This is a genomic window from Gardnerella sp. DNF01189 (assembly GCF_049244195.1).
In the GTDB taxonomy this organism is placed as follows: Bacteria; Actinomycetota; Actinomycetes; order Actinomycetales; family Bifidobacteriaceae; genus Bifidobacterium; species Bifidobacterium swidsinskii.
In genome coordinates, this window is record NZ_CP058385.1 from 743,293 (window position 1) to 761,863 (window position 18,571).

Below are 18,571 nucleotides of genomic sequence, written 5' to 3' on the forward strand. Positions count from 1 at the left end.
CTCCGAGTTGCTTTCGCGCGCTAAATCGCAGCGCTCAAGCAGGTCGTCGCGCTGATAAAACAAGCACATACAACAAAAGACCCCACGAGTTTCCTCGCGGGGTCTTTATTAAGCCTTAGCTAATATTTTTCAGTTAGAAAAAATACTAGGCAAGAATCTTGGTCACACGACCGGAACCAACGGTACGGCCACCTTCACGAACTGCGAAGGTCAAGCCCTCTTCCATTGCGATTGCCTGGATCAACTCAACAGTGAAGGTTGCGTGATCGCCTGGCTGAACCATCTCAACGCCGTCTGGCAAGGTGATAACGCCGGTGACGTCGGTGGTGCGGAAGTAGAACTGTGGACGGTAGTTGGAGAAGAACGGCGAGTGACGGCCACCTTCGTCCTTGGTCAAGACGTAAACTTCGCCTTCGAACTTGGTGTGTGGGGTCACAGAACCTGGAGCAGCCACAACCTGACCACGCTCAACATCGGTACGGTTGATACCACGGAGAAGAAGACCAGTGTTATCGCCAGCCTCGGCCTCATCCATCTGCTTGTGGAAGGTCTCGATGGAGGTAACGGTGGTGGTCTGAGTTGGACGCAAACCAACGATCTCAACTGGGGTGTTGATTGGGAGCTTACCACGCTCAACACGACCGGTGACAACGGTACCACGACCGGAGATGGTGAACACATCCTCGATTGGCATCAAGAATGGCTTGTCAAGATCGTGAGTTGGGGTTGGGATGTACTCGTCAACAGCCTTCATGAGCTCCTTGACGGTCTCTACCCACTTCTCGTGATCTGGAGCGTCATCATGCAAAGCACCGTAAGCAGAGGTGCGGATGACTGGGCAGTCGCGATCGAAGCCGTTTTCTTCGAGGAGGTCACGAACCTCTTCTTCGACGAGGTCGATAAGTTCTGGATCATCAACCATATCGCACTTGTTCAAAGCAACGAGGATCTTCGGGACACCGACCTGCTTAGCGAGCAAAACGTGCTCACGGGTCTGAGCCATAGGACCATCGGTAGCAGCAACCACGAGGATTGCGCCATCCATCTGAGCAGCACCGGTGATCATGTTCTTCACGTAATCAGCGTGGCCTGGAGCGTCCACGTGAGCGTAGTGACGCTCAGCGGTCTGATACTCGATGTGTGCGATGTTAATGGTAATGCCGCGTTCCTTCTCTTCTGGAGCGGCATCAATCTGATCGAAGTCATACTGAGGGTTCAGATCTGGATACTCGCCATGCAGCACCTTAGAAATAGCCGCGGTCAAGGTAGTCTTACCGTGATCAACGTGACCAATGGTACCAATGTTAACATGCGGCTTAGTACGCTCGTACTTTTCCTTTGCCATGTGTTTGTCCTCCTGGACGTCTCGTAGTTTGCCTCACACATTTGTGAGAGGTCTTTCGCTACATATTACTGGGTTTCTGGGTTAGGTGCCACTTCGGTGCCAGAACCCAGTCAACGTAGGAAATTCTAGCGTTGACCGGGGACAGAAAACACCGAAGTAGCGTGCGCTTTATTCGCCGCGCTGAGCCTTAATAATCTCGTCCGAAACGGCCTTCGGGACCTCCGCGTAAGAGTCCATCTGCATGGTGAACATTGCGCGGCCCTGAGTCTTGGAACGAAGATCGCCAATGTAGCCGAACATTTCGCTCAGCGGCACCTTGGCGTCGATAACTTTCACGCCAGTGGCATCAGTCATAGACTGGATGTTACCGCGACGAGAGTTCAAATCGCCCATGACGTCGCCCATGTACTCTTCTGGAGTACGGACTTCGACAGCCATAATTGGTTCGAGAATTACCGGATTAGCCTTAGGAGCAGCTTCCTTGAAGCACATGGAACCTGCAATCTTGAAGGCCATTTCCGAAGAATCGACATCGTGAGTCTGACCGTCGGTGACGGTTGCCTTTACACCCACAACTGGGAAGCCAGCCAAAACGCCGGATTCCATAGCTTCCTGCACGCCTGCATCGATTGAAGGAATGAATTCCTTGGTGATGTGGCCGCCGGTAACTTCGTTGACAAACTGGTAGGTTTCGCCAGATTCTGTGTCGAGAGGTTCGAAGTTCATCAAAACCTTTGCAAACTGACCAGAACCACCGGTCTGCTTCTTGTGAGTGTATTCCTGGTTCATAACAGCCTTACGAATCGTCTCACGGTAAGCAACCTGTGGCTTACCAACATTCGCTTCGACCTTGAACTCACGACGCATACGATCAACGATAATGTCAAGCTGAAGCTCGCCCATACCGGAAATCAAAGTCTGACCAGATTCCTCATCGGTCTTAACCTGGAATGTAGGATCCTCGTCAGAAAGCTTAGCCAAAGCCAAGCTCATCTTTTCCTGATCAGCCTTCGTCTTTGGCTCCACAGCAACCTCAATAACAGGATCTGGGAATGTCATGGATTCCAAAGAAATTGGGTTCTTTTCGTCGCACAAAGTATCACCAGTGCTGACGTTCTTCAAACCAACGAAGGTGTAGATGTTACCAGCTTCAGCTGAATCTACAGGATTTTCCTTATCAGCATGCATCTGGAAAATCTTACCAACGCGTTCCTTCTTGGACTTCGTGGAATCGTACACGGAATCGCCTGGCTTTACTTCGCCAGAGTAAACGCGCACGAACACGAGCTTGCCATAGAATGGATGGGTTGAAATCTTGAATACCAATGCTGCGAATGGATCTGTATTAACTGGCTTACGGTCAATTTCAACAGATTCGTCGCCTGGCTTGAAGCCCTTAATAGATGGAACATCTTCTGGGCTTGGGAGGAAGTCGACAACAGCATCCAGCATTGGCTGAACACCCTTATCCTTGAATGCAGAACCGCAAGTTACTGGGAATGCCTTACGCTCAATGGTAAGCTTACGGATACCAGCGCGCATTTCTTCTTCAGTAAGTTCGCCAGTTTCGAGGTACTTCTCAACCAGCTCATCGTCAGCTTCAGCAACCTGATCCATAAGTTCAGCACGATACTGTTCTGCACGTTCCTGCAAATCTTCAGGAATGTCAACGGTGTCATAGTGAGCACCCATATCGTCCTTAACGTCATTCCAGACGTAAGCCTTCATACGAATCAAGTCAACAACGCCAACGAAGTCGTTTTCAGCACCGATTGGAAGCTGAATAACGAGTGGAGTTGCACCGAGCTTCTCCTTGATGGTCTTGACGGAATAGTAGAAATCAGCGCCAAGCTTATCCATCTTATTGATGAAGCAGATACGTGGGACGCTATACTTATCAGCCTGACGCCACACGGTTTCAGACTGAGGTTCCACACCTTCCTTACCATCGAAAACTGCTACAGCACCATCGAGCACGCGAAGGGAACGTTCCACCTCAGCGGTGAAGTCCACGTGACCTGGGGTATCGATGATGTTGATCTGATAGCGGTCATCAACGTCATGAGTTTGACGCTTCCAGAAGCAGGTAGTTGCAGCAGACTGAATAGTAATACCGCGCTCCTGCTCCTGAGCCATGAAGTCCATGGTAGAAGCACCATCATGAGTTTCACCGATTTTGTAGTTCTTACCAGTGTAGTAAAGAATACGTTCGGTGGTAGTAGTCTTACCAGCATCAATGTGCGCCATGATGCCGATATTACGAACCATATTCAGGTCGTTAAGCACATCTTGTGCCATATTCTTATCCTTAGCTCTTTAAGATACCGATTATCTTGTGGATTACCAGCGATAGTGAGCAAAAGCCTTGTTTGCTTCTGCCATCTTGTGGGTATCCTCGCGGCGCTTCACGGAAGCACCCAAGCCATTGGAGGCATCGAGAATTTCGTTGGCCAAGCGCTCAGCCATAGTCTTTTCACGACGAGCGCGTGAGAAGTCAGTAAGCCAGCGGAGGGAAAGAGTGTTTGCGCGAGCAGGCTTAACTTCGACTGGAACCTGATAAGTTGCACCACCAACGCGGCGAGAACGAACCTCAAGATTTGGACGAATGTTATCAAGAGCGCGCTTCAATACAGAAACTGGCTCCTGCTCGGTCTTTGCCTTCACCTGCTCAAGAGCGGTGTAGACGATGTTTTCTGCGATGGACTTCTTACCATCGAGAAGGATTTTGTTAATCAACTGAGCCACGACGGTCGAGCCGTAGATTGGATCAGGAAGCAGTTGATGCTTTTTTGCAGGTCCTTTACGTGACATGTTTTACTTCGCCTTCTTTGCTCCATACAGGGAACGACCCTGCTTGCGGTCCTTGACACCCTGGGTATCTAATGCGCCACGCACGATGTGGTAACGCACACCTGGGAGATCCTTCACACGGCCACCACGCACGAGCACGATGGAGTGCTCCTGCAAGTTGTGACCTTCGCCTGGAATATAGGCGGTTACTTCAATACCAGAGCTGAGGCGCACACGAGCAACCTTACGAAGCGCGGAATTTGGCTTCTTAGGAGTGGTGGTGTATACACGGGTGCATACGCCACGACGCAGCGGGCTACCCTTCAAGGCCAAAGTCTTTGACTTTTTCGGCTTGGCCTGACGTCCTTTACGGACAAGTTGTTCAATCGTAGGCAACTTAAGTTCTCCGATTCATTGTTATCTTCTATTTGGTGAAAACCGCCACACTGCAGCACACCATAACCAAAGAATCGGTTAAAGAGTAAAAGCCACAGTCCACCGGCCCGATGGCCCTCGCGCCTCCAGCCACACATTACTGCGCGCTATCTTTGGCACTTGGGATATCCCAACCAACACGCCTATAACATAAGGCACGTTGTTGGCACACACAAATTGCTATTATACACCTAATCTTGACAATGCAATTAATAAAGTTTTAAAACCCTATTTAAGAATTGGACGCACAGGAGCAGACACATCTAAGCTGCGTTTATTGCCAATTTTACTAGGATCATCAATAATCTTGGCAACAATAGCTTTCTTTAACTCAATCTGAGACGAATTGCCCCATATGATAGTTTTTTTAACATCCCCTAATTCTGTTTCGACAGAATCTTGAGTTTTTGCACTAACTTTCGTAACTCTAGCTCGCAAAGATTCCGAAAGTGAACTAACAATTTTTACAGCTTCAAGTACCGCTCTATTATTCAAACTTCTTTGCACATTTGAAACTTCGATAACAGGTATTCCTTGCGTTGGAACTTGAGCTACGGCATTTAACACGCGACCTTTAGCGTCAACAGCAGTTAATTTATTGCTATCTCGAGTTTTGAGCATTGCTGCAGGACGTTGCGCATGTACAGAAACATGCAAACCATTAGGGAAATTCTTAGAAACTTTTGCTTCAGTTACACCAGGAATATCGTTAAGTTGGTTAATTACTTCTTGAGAAGAAACTAAAAATAGCGATTTACCAACCTGAGTTGACGCAATTGAAGCAATTTTTTGCTCACTCACCCACTCGTTAGAACCAGAAATACTTATATCGTTAGACTTAAGAAGAAAAACTGGCGAGAAGAATAAAAACCAAACAATCGCTGAAACAGAAGCAATCACTGCAAGAATTGCAAGAATTCGTTTAACAGTAAATTGCAAATAAGCAGATTTACGTTCTTTCAAACGCTCTCGAAAATTAATTATTCTAGGACGAGTAATCATTCCAAGAGAACCAGAAGTTTGACTTAAAGTTTTTCTTACAAAATCAAGCTTCGGCAAAAGTCTAGCGTCAACAAACTTACCTTGATGATTTTTTTCATTGATATCAGCTACTCGTATTTGCGATGTGTTTTGGCTGATTATATGCCTTTGAAAACGCTGGTCTTTGCGCAACGACGAAGCAGATCTAGGTTTAGAAATATGAATTTTTTCATCACGCGTTTTTTTGATACTAGATTTTTTTATATTAGATTTTCCGATATTAGATTTCGCACCACGAGCTACACCACTACGTAATTCATTATTAAGCAATTCAGCACTACGAGACGCACTGCTACGAGACGCAATGCTGCTGGATTTATTACTACGAGACTCTTCAGTACGCGCAATATTAAGACTTGAAACGGTACGACGATGCGAATTATTTGCATCAGCATCGTACGATTTGCTTGACCTCACGCGACCCATAATTACCTCTCGTAATAATCTATTTATATTTTAATCGCTTAATTTCAAAACACTACAATGCTTCTAGCATAACAGACGTCATAGCAGTAATACTTCCTGCACCAACTGTAAGCAGCACATCACCAGATTTTGCACGCAAAGTCAGTTTCAACGCAGCTTCGCGCATATCGTCAACCGCTTCAATTTTTACATCAAGATTCTGCGATTTTGCAGCTTTAACAATAGTTTCAGCATTAATATTTGGAAAATCTTCCTGCTTTTCGCGAGCTGGGAAAATTCCTGTAACAATTACATCGTCTGCAAGAGCCAAAGATTTTGCAAACTCATTAGCAAAAGCCTGCGTTCTGGAGAACAAATGAGGCTGAAACAGCACGCGAAGAGTAGAAGAAGTGTACTTTCTTCGAGCAGCGCGCAATAATGCAGCTATTTCAGTTGGATGGTGAGCATAATCGTCCACAACTGTCACACCATCAACACATCCACGAATATCAAAACGACGAGACGCACCTCGGAAGCTTTCTGCACTACGAGCCGCATCTTCTGGATTCATACCGAGCAATACTGCAGCAACAATAGCTGCAGAAGCATTAAGCGCATTATGCAAACCTGGTATTAACAAGCTAACTTGCACCTTATTCGAACATTTAGCATGTTCATCCAAAATTTTTTCTGGCAATACAAGCGTAAACATTTCTCGACCACTTACAGCTTGCTCATTTTCATGCTCAATACTTGCGAACACAGCTAATTTTTGTACGCGCGAGCTGACTTTCATGCTCCAAGTATCCAAATTACCGTAAGCAATTGTTTTGTTTAAAATATTATCCGGCATAGCTTCAAGTACTTTTCTAGCACCTTCGTCTTCTGCACAAATTATTACGTTATTAATAGCATGACTTACGTGCTCAACAAATGCTTCTCTGTATCGTTCACTAGAGCCGTAATGATCCAAGTGATCTGCTTCAGCATTTGTTACGATTGCAATACTTGGGCTGTATTTTTCAAAACTTCCGTCAGATTCGTCAGCTTCAGCAACCATAACAATTCCATTGCCAGCATGACCACCGTCTAAAACTGTTCCGTCTGCGGCTTGAATAGATCCGCCGATTGCGTAGCTTGGATCAGCCAAATCGCCTGCTGCAGCCACAGTTAATATATGAGAAAGAAGTGAGCTAGTAGTTGTTTTACCATGCGCTCCAGCAACAGTCACGCCAGTTTTTGCAGATAATAATAACGCAAGAATATCGCTGCGATGAACAAGCTTTATGCCGCGCTCATGTGCTGCCATAATCTCCGGATTGCTCGGTTTAATAGCGCTTGAATACACGAGTACATCTGCATGCTCAACGTGTGAAGCACTTTGTCCAATTTCTACTTCAATACCTAATTCTTCCAAGCGTTGAGTGTGATCATTTGCTTCGCGATCACATCCACTTACGCTTACCCCCTCTTCATGCAACATTTCTGCCAGAACACTCATTCCAGCTCCACCAATACCAATAAAATGCACTCGACCTAATTTTGAAATTGTTTGCGAATCATCAAATGCTGATTTTACTGGGTTTAAATCAATATTATTATGAAATGAAGTTGTATTGCTATTAAGATTAGTCATTACTTTCTGCCTTCTTTTGCGATTTCAAGAATATGCTTCGCCATAACGTCTGCAGCATCACGAATACCATAATTCCAAGATTTAGTACGCATAGCTTGTAATTGCTTTTTGTTTTGCAATAAAGCTAATCCTTCATCTATAAACCACTTTGCATTGAAATCAGCATCATTTACCATTACTGCTCCCCCTGCATTTACTACAGGCTCAGCATTGAAACGCTGCTCGCCGTTGCCAATAGGCAATGGCACGTATACAGCAGGTAAGCCAAGTGCAGAAATTTCTGCAACCGTTCCAGCTCCTGCACGACATATAACTAAATCTGCACAAGCAAAAGCCCAATCAATACGCTCTAGATATTCTGCAATATGATAATCGCCACAGCCAGCATGCTCTGGTTTAATATCGTTTATTTGCGATTCGCCTACTTGCTTTGCAACTATATTTCGCACTTCTTCCGCTTTTGCGCGACCAGTTAAGTGAATTACTTGCGCATGTTTTAAAATATCTCCTGCTGCTGCAGCAACAGCTTGATTTATGCTTTTTGCACCCAAAGATCCGCCAGTAACAAGAATAATTGGACGTTTAGGGTCAACGCCAAGTTTTTGCGCACCTTCAACGCGAGCGGAATCATAATCTTTTTCTAATCTTTCACACAATTGAGAAATAGCAGGTCTAAGAGGTAAACCAACTCTTTCAACTTTGACACCTTTTCGTGTGCGCAAATCAGTATTCCCATAAACTGTTCCAACAGCATCAGCCCAACTTGCGCCCAAGCGATTTGCCATTCCAGATTTAGCATTCTGCTCGTGAATCACAATAGGAATATGCTGCGCATGAGCTTGAGAATATACTGGAGCAGAAGCATAGCCACCGAAGCCCACTACTATATCTGCTTTTCTAGCGGCTAGTATATTTCGCACTTTGCGTTTTTCGCGCATCCATCGAATTGGAAACTTAATTGCATCTAGATTTGGCTTACGCGGGAACGGCACTTTTTCTATAGTGTCAAGTTCGTACCCTGCATTCGGAACAAGACTTTTTTCCAAACCAACTTCTGTGCCAATTACACTAATTAACGCTTCAGGATTGAGCTTTTTAATAGCGTTTGCGACAGAAAGCAAAGGATTGACATGACCTGCAGTGCCCCCGCCTGCAAGAACAATATGCACTTCATGCTCAATAGCATTATCAAATTTCATTTCACTACCCTTGTTATAACTTTCATATTATAAAAAGTTGTAAATACTTACTACTTCGATATAGTAAGTTGCGGATTGGAACGCATAAGACCATCAGCTACGCCAATTGCGACCAAACACATAACAAGCGAAGAACCACCTGCGGACACAAACGGCATAGGCACTCCCATAACCGGAAGTATTTGCACAACAACAAGAATATTAACTAATCCTTGGCCTACAATCCACGTTGCAATACACATTAATGTGATTGAAATAAATTGCGATTTCGCTTTTAATGCTGAAGATAGTATGCACCAACCAATAATTACGTATAGCAAAATCACTGCTGCTGCAACCAAAAAGCCCATCTCTTCGCCAATAATAGCGAAAATAAAGTCATTGTGAGCGTAAGGCAAATAATTCCATTTTTCACGAGAGTTTCCGATGCCAACGCCTAATAGTCCACCAGAAGCCATTGCATATTGAGCGTGAATTGCTTGGAAACAAACGCCTTTAGCTGATTTTGCATCACATCCGTGCAAAGTAGCAAGAATACGTCGCATACGATTTTGGCTTGTTAAAACCAAAAGAGCAACCATTATGCAAGCAATAAATATGCTTCCAACAAGCCATTTTGTTGGGAATCCACCTAAGTAGAAAGCTATAAGTGCAATAAGAATAATAATTAAAGCAGTACCAAGATCCTTACCTGCAATAACAAGCAACAACGATACGCCAAGTCCTGCTGCTACAGGAATATACGCGCGCATTCGCACACGCTCATATGCTTGTTTTGCAGCAATCAAAGCTACTGGAAGCCAAATACATAATGCAAGTTTTGTAATTTCTGCAGGCTGCAAAGTCATAGGGCCGAAAGCAATCCAACCAGCATTACCATTAACTTCACGTCGTAAACCTGGAACAAATGTTAAGAACTGTGCAATAACAGAAATAATGTAAATAACAGCAACGTATCGTCTATAAACTGTAACTGGAAGTCGAGAAGCGAAAATATAGCCAATTAAGCCTAAAACGCAATACATTGTTTGGTTTACGCCTTGACCCCAAGGTGCAATTCCGTAGGTGATCATAGTTACTGAAGAACTAGAAAACACCATAAATAAGCCGAAAATCGACAGTATAACCACTGATACTCTCATGCCGTATAAGCACCACAGTGGGTTAGTTAAACTGCGCAAGCCAACGTATTTCTTTAATTCTGAATCTTGAGTTTTGCGCTCTAACGAGTTTTTTGAGTAGTCTTTTTTCGAGGAAAATATTCCAGATACAGTATGCGCTAATTTTGCGTATTTGATTGACTTTGCCGGCTTTGCTGTATTTGCTGGTTTCGCTAGCTTTGCTGGTTTCGCTGGTTTCGCAGCTTTCGACTTCTTTACATCTTTTACAAATTTTACAGATTCATTTAAAGAAGAACCTACAGATTTGCCAACTTTAGTAACAGAACTACTTACGGACTTACTTACAGACTTTCCTACAGATTTGCCTAATTCCTTACCCGCTTTGCTTGCATACGCTCCTGCTTTGCTTACGGACTCGCCTACTTTACTTGCTGAAGTTCTAATAGATTTTTTAAAAGATTCAAATTTTTGCTTTTGGGAAGAATGAGAAGAATCTGAATCTGTTTCAATATGATCTTCCATAATAACTTCTGAGACTTTGCACGCTAATGAACGCAAAAACTTTTTAGGCTTATTACTGTTGAATACCATGATTATGCACCCATCGTTGAGATTCTTTAGCAAAACGATTGCCGCGATCGGCGTACGAAACAAATTGATCCATAGAGGCACAAGCAGGAGCAAGCAGAACAACATCACCAGGCTTAACATAACGCCCAGCAGCTTCTACAGTTTGACGCATAACAGCCTCACCGAATGAAGAATCAGGATTTACAAGCGAAGTATTCTCAATATACTCACAAACTAAGTCATCAACGCAATCATATGATTTAGCGCAAGAACCATCTTGTGAAACAATAGTTACTGGAATGTGAGGAGCTGAACTGTGAAGAGCTTCAACAATTGGACGTTGATCTATTCCAATAACAACAACTGCTTTAATCACATGAAGTTGGTTTGCAATTAAATCTTCAAAATGACCACCTTTAGCTAAACCGCCAGCAATCCAAACAACCGAATTATTAGCAAAACTAGCTAAAGATGCACAAGCAGCATGAGCATTAGTTGCTTTAGAATCATCTACAAATCTAATACAATGCGAAGGATTTTCATCTTCAGACATCAAAGTCGCAACTGTTTGAATGCGATGACCTCCAGGAGCAAACTCGCGTAAAGCACGAACTGAAGAATCTACGTCACCAGTTAAACCTAAAGCTAACGCTAACGCAGTAAGAGCATCAGCTAATAAATGCGGATACACACTGCCATCAGGCTCGCACAGATGTTTTAGCTCACGCAATTCGACAATAGGTTTTAGAGTGCCTTTAGTTCCTCCAGCAACACCGCTGTTATCTACAATCCAACCATCTTTTACGCCAATTTCACCATCTTTAGGCTCTTCTAACGTAAAACCAATCTTTTTACAGCCATCAGCAACTTGTGCACAATCTGCCAATTTGCTTACACGCTCATCTTGAGCATTGTAAACCAAAGCTTTTTGCACATTATTAAATACTTTTGACTTGTCACGAGCGTACGCTTCCATGCCACCATGCCAATCTAAATGATCAGCAGCAATATTAGTAATAGCAGCACAATCAAGAGCTAAAGAATCAGTGAAATGCAATTGGAAAGAGCTTAATTCAACACATAAGGCATCATGCTCACATTCCAAAGCAGCATGTGACACAGACTTTCCAATATTTCCCACAGCTGGAGCATTTAATCCGCAAGCGGTTAGCATTGCAGAAGTCATTTCTGTAGTAGAAGTCTTACCATTTGTGCCAGTAACGCCAATCCAATAAGCAGGTTTATTCGTGCGCTGAGAAGGTACGCGCAAGCGCCATGCTAATTCAACTTCGCTCATTATTGGAATATTGCGCGATGCAGCTTCTTGCAAAAATGGCGTGCGAGGGTTAAATACTGGAGATGTAACAACAGCATCGATTTTAGACCAGTCTATTGCTGAAAAATCATGTATATCGGCATCAGGCTTATTTTCGTCTGCAGTCACAGGCTCAGATCCAACAGCGCACAAAACCTCAGCTGCGCCACGACCAGAAACTCCAAGACCTGCAACTAATACACGCTTAAAAGCAAATGCTTTATCGCTTGTGCACGACTTACAAGTAGATTCAGACGAAACAGATACGTCATTGCCATCGACAATATTCATATTGAAGCCTTCCAATTTTTGAAATTAAATAAGCAAGCCAGAATGTCCTGCCCAATCGGCGTAGAACATCATAAGTGCAGAAAGCACAAACATAAGCTCAATCATCCAGAATCGCACAACAACCTTAGTTTCCGTCCAGCCGAGCAATTCAAAATGATGATGAATAGGAGCCATTTTGAACACACGCTTATGCGTAGCTTTAAAGAATCCAACTTGAATAACGTCACTTGCAGCTTCCATTACAAATAATCCACCCAAAATCACAGCCAAAAACTCTGTGTGAGTTGCAATAGAAAGAGCTGCAAATAATCCGCCTAAAGCCAACGAACCAGTATCTCCCATAAATACTTGAGCAGGATTCGAATTAAACCACAAGAATCCAAAGCAAGCAACAGCAGCACAAACAGCAATAATAGTTAAATCGAGAGGATCAGAAACAGCGTAAGAGAATCCGAAATGACCGCCTCCGCGCACATGGTAGCTTTCCCAGAAAGCAATCAAAGCGTAACCAGCAAAAGCAATCATAGAAGATCCAGAAGCTAAACCATCAAGTCCATCAGTCAAGTTTACAGCGTTAGACCAAGCAGCAATAAGGAAATTAACCCAAACAATAAATACTACAATTCCTACACCGTTGCCGAGTATAGAAAAATCAAAAAATGGTTTTTCAATAAAACTCATTCCAGGTTGAGCGCTAGCAATACCAGATTGAGTTGGCAATAGCAATGACAAAAGCGCGTAAATACTTGCAAAAATAATTTGACCAGTAAACTTCGCATGTACAGAAAGACCAAGATTCTGCTTTTTACGAACCTTAGCAAAATCATCAATAAAGCCAAGCAAACCCATTGAAAGCATTGCAAACAGCACCAAAACAGCAGACCATGAAGGCGAGCGACCAACAGAAACATATCTATAAAGAGCAGAAGCAGCCCAACCTGCTACTACAGCAAAGTTAATAACAACACCGCCCATAGTTGGCGTGCCGCGCTTTACTAAATGAGATTGTGGTCCATCTTGGCGAATGTACTGACCGTAGTGCAAACGATGCACTAAACGAATAAGCAAAGGCGTGCCAACAATCGTAACTACGAGCGACACCACAATTCCTACAATAAGCGCAATCACCGCTTAACCTCCGTTTACTGTTCCGTTTGCTATAATACTTAATTTATTAATTTCACACTTATATTGAGCATCGAGCAGTTAAATATTTGCCCAATGTTCAGCAAGCACACTCAAGCCTGAAGCATGAGAGCCTTTCAATAACACAACACTACTCGGATGCTCGGCCACAATTTTCCAAACAATATCATCAGCCTCATCCGCACTGTGCACAAAGTAGACTGCATCGTGAGAAGAAAGTAGTTTATTATTCCAAGAAGAACGTGCACCTTGAGCAATACAGTGAGCTAATTTATCTAAGTCAGAGTCCGTTTTTGAACCAACAGCAACAACTGCATCGACACTCGAATTTGCCACATATTCTCCAATATTTGTGTGCAATTCATCTTCGTTGCTGCCAAGCTCCAACATAGAACCAAGAACCGCTATACGGAAAGGTTTCGAAGATGCACTACAAGAATCATTTTCATAGGCGCACAAACCATCGATTCCTGCTTTCATAGAATCAGGATTTGCATTAAAGGAATCATCAATAAGTGTAAATTTCTCGTCATTCTTAGAAACTGTACTCAATTGCATGCGATGCGGGCTAATATGCGAAACTTTAGACAGCACAGAAGCAATATCATCTAAAGTCATTCCCAAATATCTAGCAACATTTGCTGCTGCAAGCGCATTCATAACATTATGCTCGCCTTGTATAGCAAGATGCACTTCAATATGATTCATTAGATCAGAAGAATTACTACGTTCAGTGGTAGTAAAAACTGCTTTACCAAAAGAATCTAACTTTATATTACTAGCTGAAAGTTGGTAGTCATCTTTACTAGCTGATTCCAGCAATCCGTTTTTAACATTTCTACCGAACCAGCGCACATGCTTATTTTCTACAAGACAAGACATTGCAGAAACTCGCTTATCGTCGGAATTTAATACTGCTATGCCATGTGGCAAAAGCCCACGCACAATCTCACTTTTTGCTTGCGCAATGCGCTCAACTGAGCCAAATTCACCTAAATGAGCCACACCAACTTTAAGCACTATTGCGAGATCCGGAGGAGCAATATGAGTTAAATTGGCAATTTCGCCAACATGATTAGCTCCCATTTCTGCTATTAAAAATCGAGTATTACTGCCAACTTGCAAAGCAGTAAGAGGCAAACCAATATTATTATTAAAAGATCCAACAGGAGCAACTGTTTCGCCTAGCGTGCTCAACAAAGCCTTCAACATATCTTTCGTTGTTGTTTTGCCAACGGAACCAGTAATACCAATAATAGTGAAAGGTTTGTTAAGATTGCGGCGAAGTTCCAAATTATGTTTAGCTAGCAAGCCCAGCGCTTCTATAGAATTATTCACAACTATTTGATTGAGATTAGTGCCTTCGACAACATGTTCAACAATAGCTACAACAGCTCCAGATTTTTCAGCATTCTTTACATAATCATGACCGTCAACATGTTCACCAACTATAGCTACGAACACAGAACCGTTACGGATTTGACGAGAATCACTAAAAACGGAATTTGCAACTAAATCTGTGTCACAACTATTAAACTCGTGTATTTCCCCATGAACAGCTTTAGCAATTTCGCTTATGCTCATAGGCATCATATCGGCATGATCTAAACTCTCAGCATTGCTGGCACACGAAGTTTCAACACAACTCATAACATCCTCCAAATTAGCCACATAATTAAAAGCTCTTAAACAAAACTCACGCAATTAATTTATTTGAAAACTCGAATGAAATCAGCATAATTCAGTGCAGTTCATGCGAAACTCGCAGCGCACTTTTAATAGTCCCACGACGAACACCAGCAGCTAACACCATTGCAATAGATAATGAAAGATGCCGCTGCACATCATTGCCACCAATTTGATCCGCTAATTCAGCTAATTCGTCAGACTCAGCCGATCTAGTAACACAATAAGCGTGCTCTCTTCCAGAAAAACCATAACGTTGACGCAACGCATAAAAACTCATGCCGGTTGCATATGCCGGGTAAAGCGGTGAAGAAGATGCCTTTGCACTAACTTTCACATTTGAGGCTGCATCTTTAGATTCAGAATTAGTATCAGAACTATCTTTAGACTTAGCATCAGATTGAGAATCAGACCCTGCGCCAGAATTGCTTTCATTCTGAGTTTGCTCAACGCCAAGAACATCAATACTGACGGATTGTAACGCGTTCTTAGCTAAAGTTGCAGAATTAAGTGCAATAACAACAGCTGCAGCACCATCTTCTGCACACACAGATAAAGCATGCTGTACATCTGCAATATTTAAAGGATATTGCAAAGACAATTCGCGCTGCAATGAAGTAGATCCAGCATCACTAATAACACCAACAGGATTACCTAACATATGCAAAAAATCAGCTAATCGCAAAACATTAGCATGGATCTCATCATCATCGTCACCAGCAATCGCAAATATTGCAACGCATGAAGAAGGATCTGCATTAATATCACAAGCAAGCTTGCCCAAAGCAACTGGATTAGCAGAAGAAACAAGCAAAGGCAGACCTAAATCTGCAGCCTCACCACGAAATTCTGGTGAAACTAATGCAGCATATGCCCCAGCATCACGTGCAGCTTCAAGCTGACGACGATCGATATGACCAATTGGCACAAATAATCCACCAGGACGCACATGACGCACATCATGAGCAATAGAAGTAATAGTTACCTCTGAAGCAAACGCAGGAACAACTTCAAAACCATAATTTTTTGCAGCAAAACCTAGCGTCACTCTAATTCTAGAGTATTCATCAACCGCACTCATTGCACACCCTACTTTATAGATAACAACATTGTAATGCGTACACTACCAATTCACAGGAACAGGATTTGTGCGTGGAGAAGAAGCTGGAACATCGTACTTTTGCATAAGGAATTCGCCGATTGTCTTGAACAATGGGCCTGAAGTCATACCACCGTAAACGCCTTGCGGATCTTTTAGCACAACGGTTACGATGAATCGAGGATTATCCGCCGGAATAGCACCAGACCAGTCGCTAATTGTGGAGCTAAGACGGCCATCAGGTCCCGCAACTTCTGCAGTACCACTCTTTGCAGCAACACGGTAACCATCAACACCTGCGAAACTGTGATAATGCTCACCTGAGTTTTCAAGAGCGTTCATCATTTGAGCTGCAACATTCTCATCAATAACTCGCGTTCCTTGAGCACGCCCAGCTTTAGTTACATGACCATTAGAATCAATAACAGACTTAATCAAAGTTTGACGCAGTTTCACGCCTTTATTCGCAATAGTTGCCATAGCATTAGTAAGCTGCAAAGCGTTCACAGCATAACCTTGGCCGAAGAGAACAGTATCTTTCTTACGACCATCCCAAGATTGCATGCTAGGAAGCAAACCGCGAGATTCACCCTGCAAATTCAATCCCGAGTACTGACCAAGACCAAATTTATAAAGATACTCATAGCGTTTATCTAACGGATACCTTTCGCCAGCCATAACCATACCAATGTTTGAAGATTCAGCAAGAATACCAGCCAAAGTCCAATGTTCAACACCATGATCAACAGCATCATGATATGTTTGACCATTCTTATTAATGCTGTTAGGAACCGCAAACTGATCGCTAAGCTTGTGAGCGCCGGTTTGCAACATACCAGCCATTGCAAAAGCCTTACCAATAGAACCTGGTTCAAAGGTTTGACTTACTGCACGAGACACGTTTACTTTGGATTGTGTGCTACCAGCTTTAATATCGTCAGTATCTTCCAAAGCAAGAATTTCGCCAGTTCGAACATCCTGAACTACTGCAACACCCCATGCTGCACGATATTGTTTCTTTCCGTCAAGAAGAACCTTCTTAACATACCAATCAACATCGCTATCAATCGTAAGCTTAATATCACTGCCGTTTACAGCAGGTTTAGATTCTGTTACAGTTCCTGGAATCTTCTCATTTCCAACATTATTACCTTGATAACGCTGGTAGCCGTCTACACCGTTTAAGGTGGAGTCATGAGTTAGCTCAAGTCCAGAAACACCAACTTCGCCCTTGCGATTCTTTAAGTCTTTACGATTAACTTCATCTGCATTTGAAACTGCGCCAATTACAGAACCAAGAATTGGACCGCTAGAATACACGCGCTCACTACTATTTTCTGCATAAATGCATCCGGAAAGATTAAGATTGTCAATAGCGCGCTTAACTGCAGGAGTTACGTTACGCTTCAACAAAACGTAACGACCAACGCCAGCTAATTTTCCGCCAAGCTCTACAGAACTCATGTGAAGAATCGGAGCTAGCAAACGAGCAACAGCCACAGCGCCCGTGCCCTCTACCGGTTTACCATTTAGCATATGGCAATTATTTTCAGTCTGCTTAGTGCATGGCGTAGGCTTAAAAGCCTGAGCGTTAAGAGGGTCTCCAATAATATTGAATCTCTCAACGCTTTGTGCAAGAACAGCACCATTGGAATCCAAAATTTTGCCACGACGAGCAAGAATTGGGCGCACTCTACTGCGTTCTGCTTGAGCTGCCTGTGCAGTAGAACGTGCGTTAATTAGCTGAATATAGCTAAGCTTTACAACGGCACAAATGCCTATGAAAGCGAAAACTATAGCAATAACAGCGCATTTACGAACAAAGTTTTGTTCTTTGGCGAAACGTTGTTTAAAAATGTGGCGCATCAATGTTTCTCCTGTTTTGTTTGTTGTGACTGTTGTTTTTGTTGCTGTTCTTTAGTTTTGTTTTTAGGTTTATTTTTAGGCTTATTTTTAGGCTTATTTTTAGGCTTATTTTGCGAATTATTATTGTTTGGAACTTCTTTTTTGTTCTTGTGATTATGTTTTCGTTTAGCCGCGTAATCACTTAAATCAATCGCAATAGAACCTTGCTGCGGAATCATACCCATGCGTTGCGCTTTCGAAGGAAGCTCAGCATCCAAAGTATCGAGCTTTGCTTGCTTAGCTTCAACATCTTGATGCAAGCGTGAAATACGAGATTGCGTAGCAGTCTGCTCAAAAGAAAGCTCAGCCATTTGCGTACGAAGCATAAGCGAAGTAGACAAAGTCACAACCATGAAAATCACAATAATCATGAAATTTATGATTGGAACTTTGCGCGCATTACTCCAGTTCATAACTTTCTGCAAGCGATTAAAAACCACGGAAGTTTGACGCTTAGCAGCACCAAATACTGCTGTGGAAGAATTTCGCGAATAATCTTTACGAGTTGACGAATCCTTAACACGACCTGCAGGAGCGGAAGTAGAAGAGGTCGAACGCAATACGCGATTTTTAGTATTCAATACCAT

Annotated in this window: 14 protein-coding genes; all 14 read right to left on the reverse strand. The window is 43.1% G+C overall.

The genetic code is table 11. The features are described from left to right. Positions 1–145: 145 nt before the first annotated feature. A complete protein-coding gene (gene tuf / locus HXT41_RS03105) occupies positions 146–1,345 on the reverse strand; it encodes an elongation factor Tu (protein WP_004118785.1) in 1,200 nt (399 codons plus the stop codon). 168 nt (positions 1,346–1,513) lie between these two features. After that, entirely contained in the window at positions 1,514–3,643 is a 2,130-nt protein-coding gene (gene fusA, locus HXT41_RS03110) for an elongation factor G (RefSeq protein WP_004107409.1), read from the reverse strand. Positions 3,644–3,685: 42 nt separating this feature from the next. Continuing rightward, positions 3,686–4,156 carry a 30S ribosomal protein S7 gene (gene rpsG, locus HXT41_RS03115; RefSeq protein WP_012914396.1) on the reverse strand — a complete coding sequence of 157 codons (471 nt, stop codon included), beginning with the start codon at positions 4,154–4,156 and terminating at the stop codon, positions 3,686–3,688. Between the two features lie 3 nt (positions 4,157–4,159). Then, positions 4,160–4,531: a 30S ribosomal protein S12 gene (gene rpsL, locus HXT41_RS03120; protein WP_003813881.1), complete on the reverse strand. Its 372-nt coding sequence runs from the start codon at positions 4,529–4,531 to the stop codon at positions 4,160–4,162. A 267-nt stretch (positions 4,532–4,798) separates the two neighbouring features. Then, entirely contained in the window at positions 4,799–6,037 is a 1,239-nt protein-coding gene (locus HXT41_RS03125) for a cell division protein FtsQ/DivIB (protein ID WP_004108502.1), read from the reverse strand. Between the two features lie 52 nt (positions 6,038–6,089). Then, positions 6,090–7,652: a UDP-N-acetylmuramate--L-alanine ligase gene (murC, locus tag HXT41_RS03130; protein ID WP_421788813.1), complete on the reverse strand. Its 1,563-nt coding sequence runs from the start codon at positions 7,650–7,652 to the stop codon at positions 6,090–6,092. Beyond that, positions 7,652–8,851, reverse strand: a complete 1,200-nt coding sequence (locus HXT41_RS03135) for a UDP-N-acetylglucosamine--N-acetylmuramyl-(pentapeptide) pyrophosphoryl-undecaprenol N-acetylglucosamine transferase (RefSeq protein WP_076003024.1) — start codon at positions 8,849–8,851, stop codon at positions 7,652–7,654. Before HXT41_RS03135 ends, murC begins: the two co-directional genes overlap by 1 nt. Before the next feature lie 50 nt (positions 8,852–8,901). Beyond that, the gene (locus HXT41_RS03140) at positions 8,902–10,113 is read right to left on the reverse strand and encodes a peptidoglycan glycosyltransferase FtsW (protein WP_415691713.1); all 1,212 of its coding nucleotides are present in this window, start codon (positions 10,111–10,113) and stop codon (positions 8,902–8,904) included. Positions 10,114–10,546: 433 nt separating this feature from the next. Continuing rightward, positions 10,547–12,148, reverse strand: coding sequence for a UDP-N-acetylmuramoyl-L-alanine--D-glutamate ligase (murD, locus tag HXT41_RS03145; protein ID WP_116994639.1), 1,602 nt, complete (start codon positions 12,146–12,148; stop codon positions 10,547–10,549). Positions 12,149–12,172: 24 nt separating this feature from the next. After that, a complete protein-coding gene (mraY, locus tag HXT41_RS03150) occupies positions 12,173–13,276 on the reverse strand; it encodes a phospho-N-acetylmuramoyl-pentapeptide-transferase (protein WP_004108513.1) in 1,104 nt (367 codons plus the stop codon). Between the two features lie 78 nt (positions 13,277–13,354). After that, the gene (locus HXT41_RS03155) at positions 13,355–14,944 is read right to left on the reverse strand and encodes a UDP-N-acetylmuramoyl-tripeptide--D-alanyl-D-alanine ligase (protein ID WP_033888465.1); all 1,590 of its coding nucleotides are present in this window, start codon (positions 14,942–14,944) and stop codon (positions 13,355–13,357) included. 91 nt (positions 14,945–15,035) lie between these two features. Beyond that, a complete protein-coding gene (locus HXT41_RS03160; protein ID WP_004108517.1) occupies positions 15,036–16,061 on the reverse strand; it encodes a hypothetical protein in 1,026 nt (341 codons plus the stop codon). Between the two features lie 42 nt (positions 16,062–16,103). Beyond that, positions 16,104–17,945 (reverse strand): peptidoglycan D,D-transpeptidase FtsI family protein, encoded by a 1,842-nt coding sequence (locus HXT41_RS03165; protein WP_421788814.1) that lies wholly within the window; start codon positions 17,943–17,945, stop codon positions 16,104–16,106. Next, complete coding sequence (locus tag HXT41_RS03170; protein WP_421788815.1) at positions 17,945–18,571, reverse strand: hypothetical protein; 627 nt, start codon at positions 18,569–18,571, stop codon at positions 17,945–17,947. Before HXT41_RS03170 ends, HXT41_RS03165 begins: the two co-directional genes overlap by 1 nt.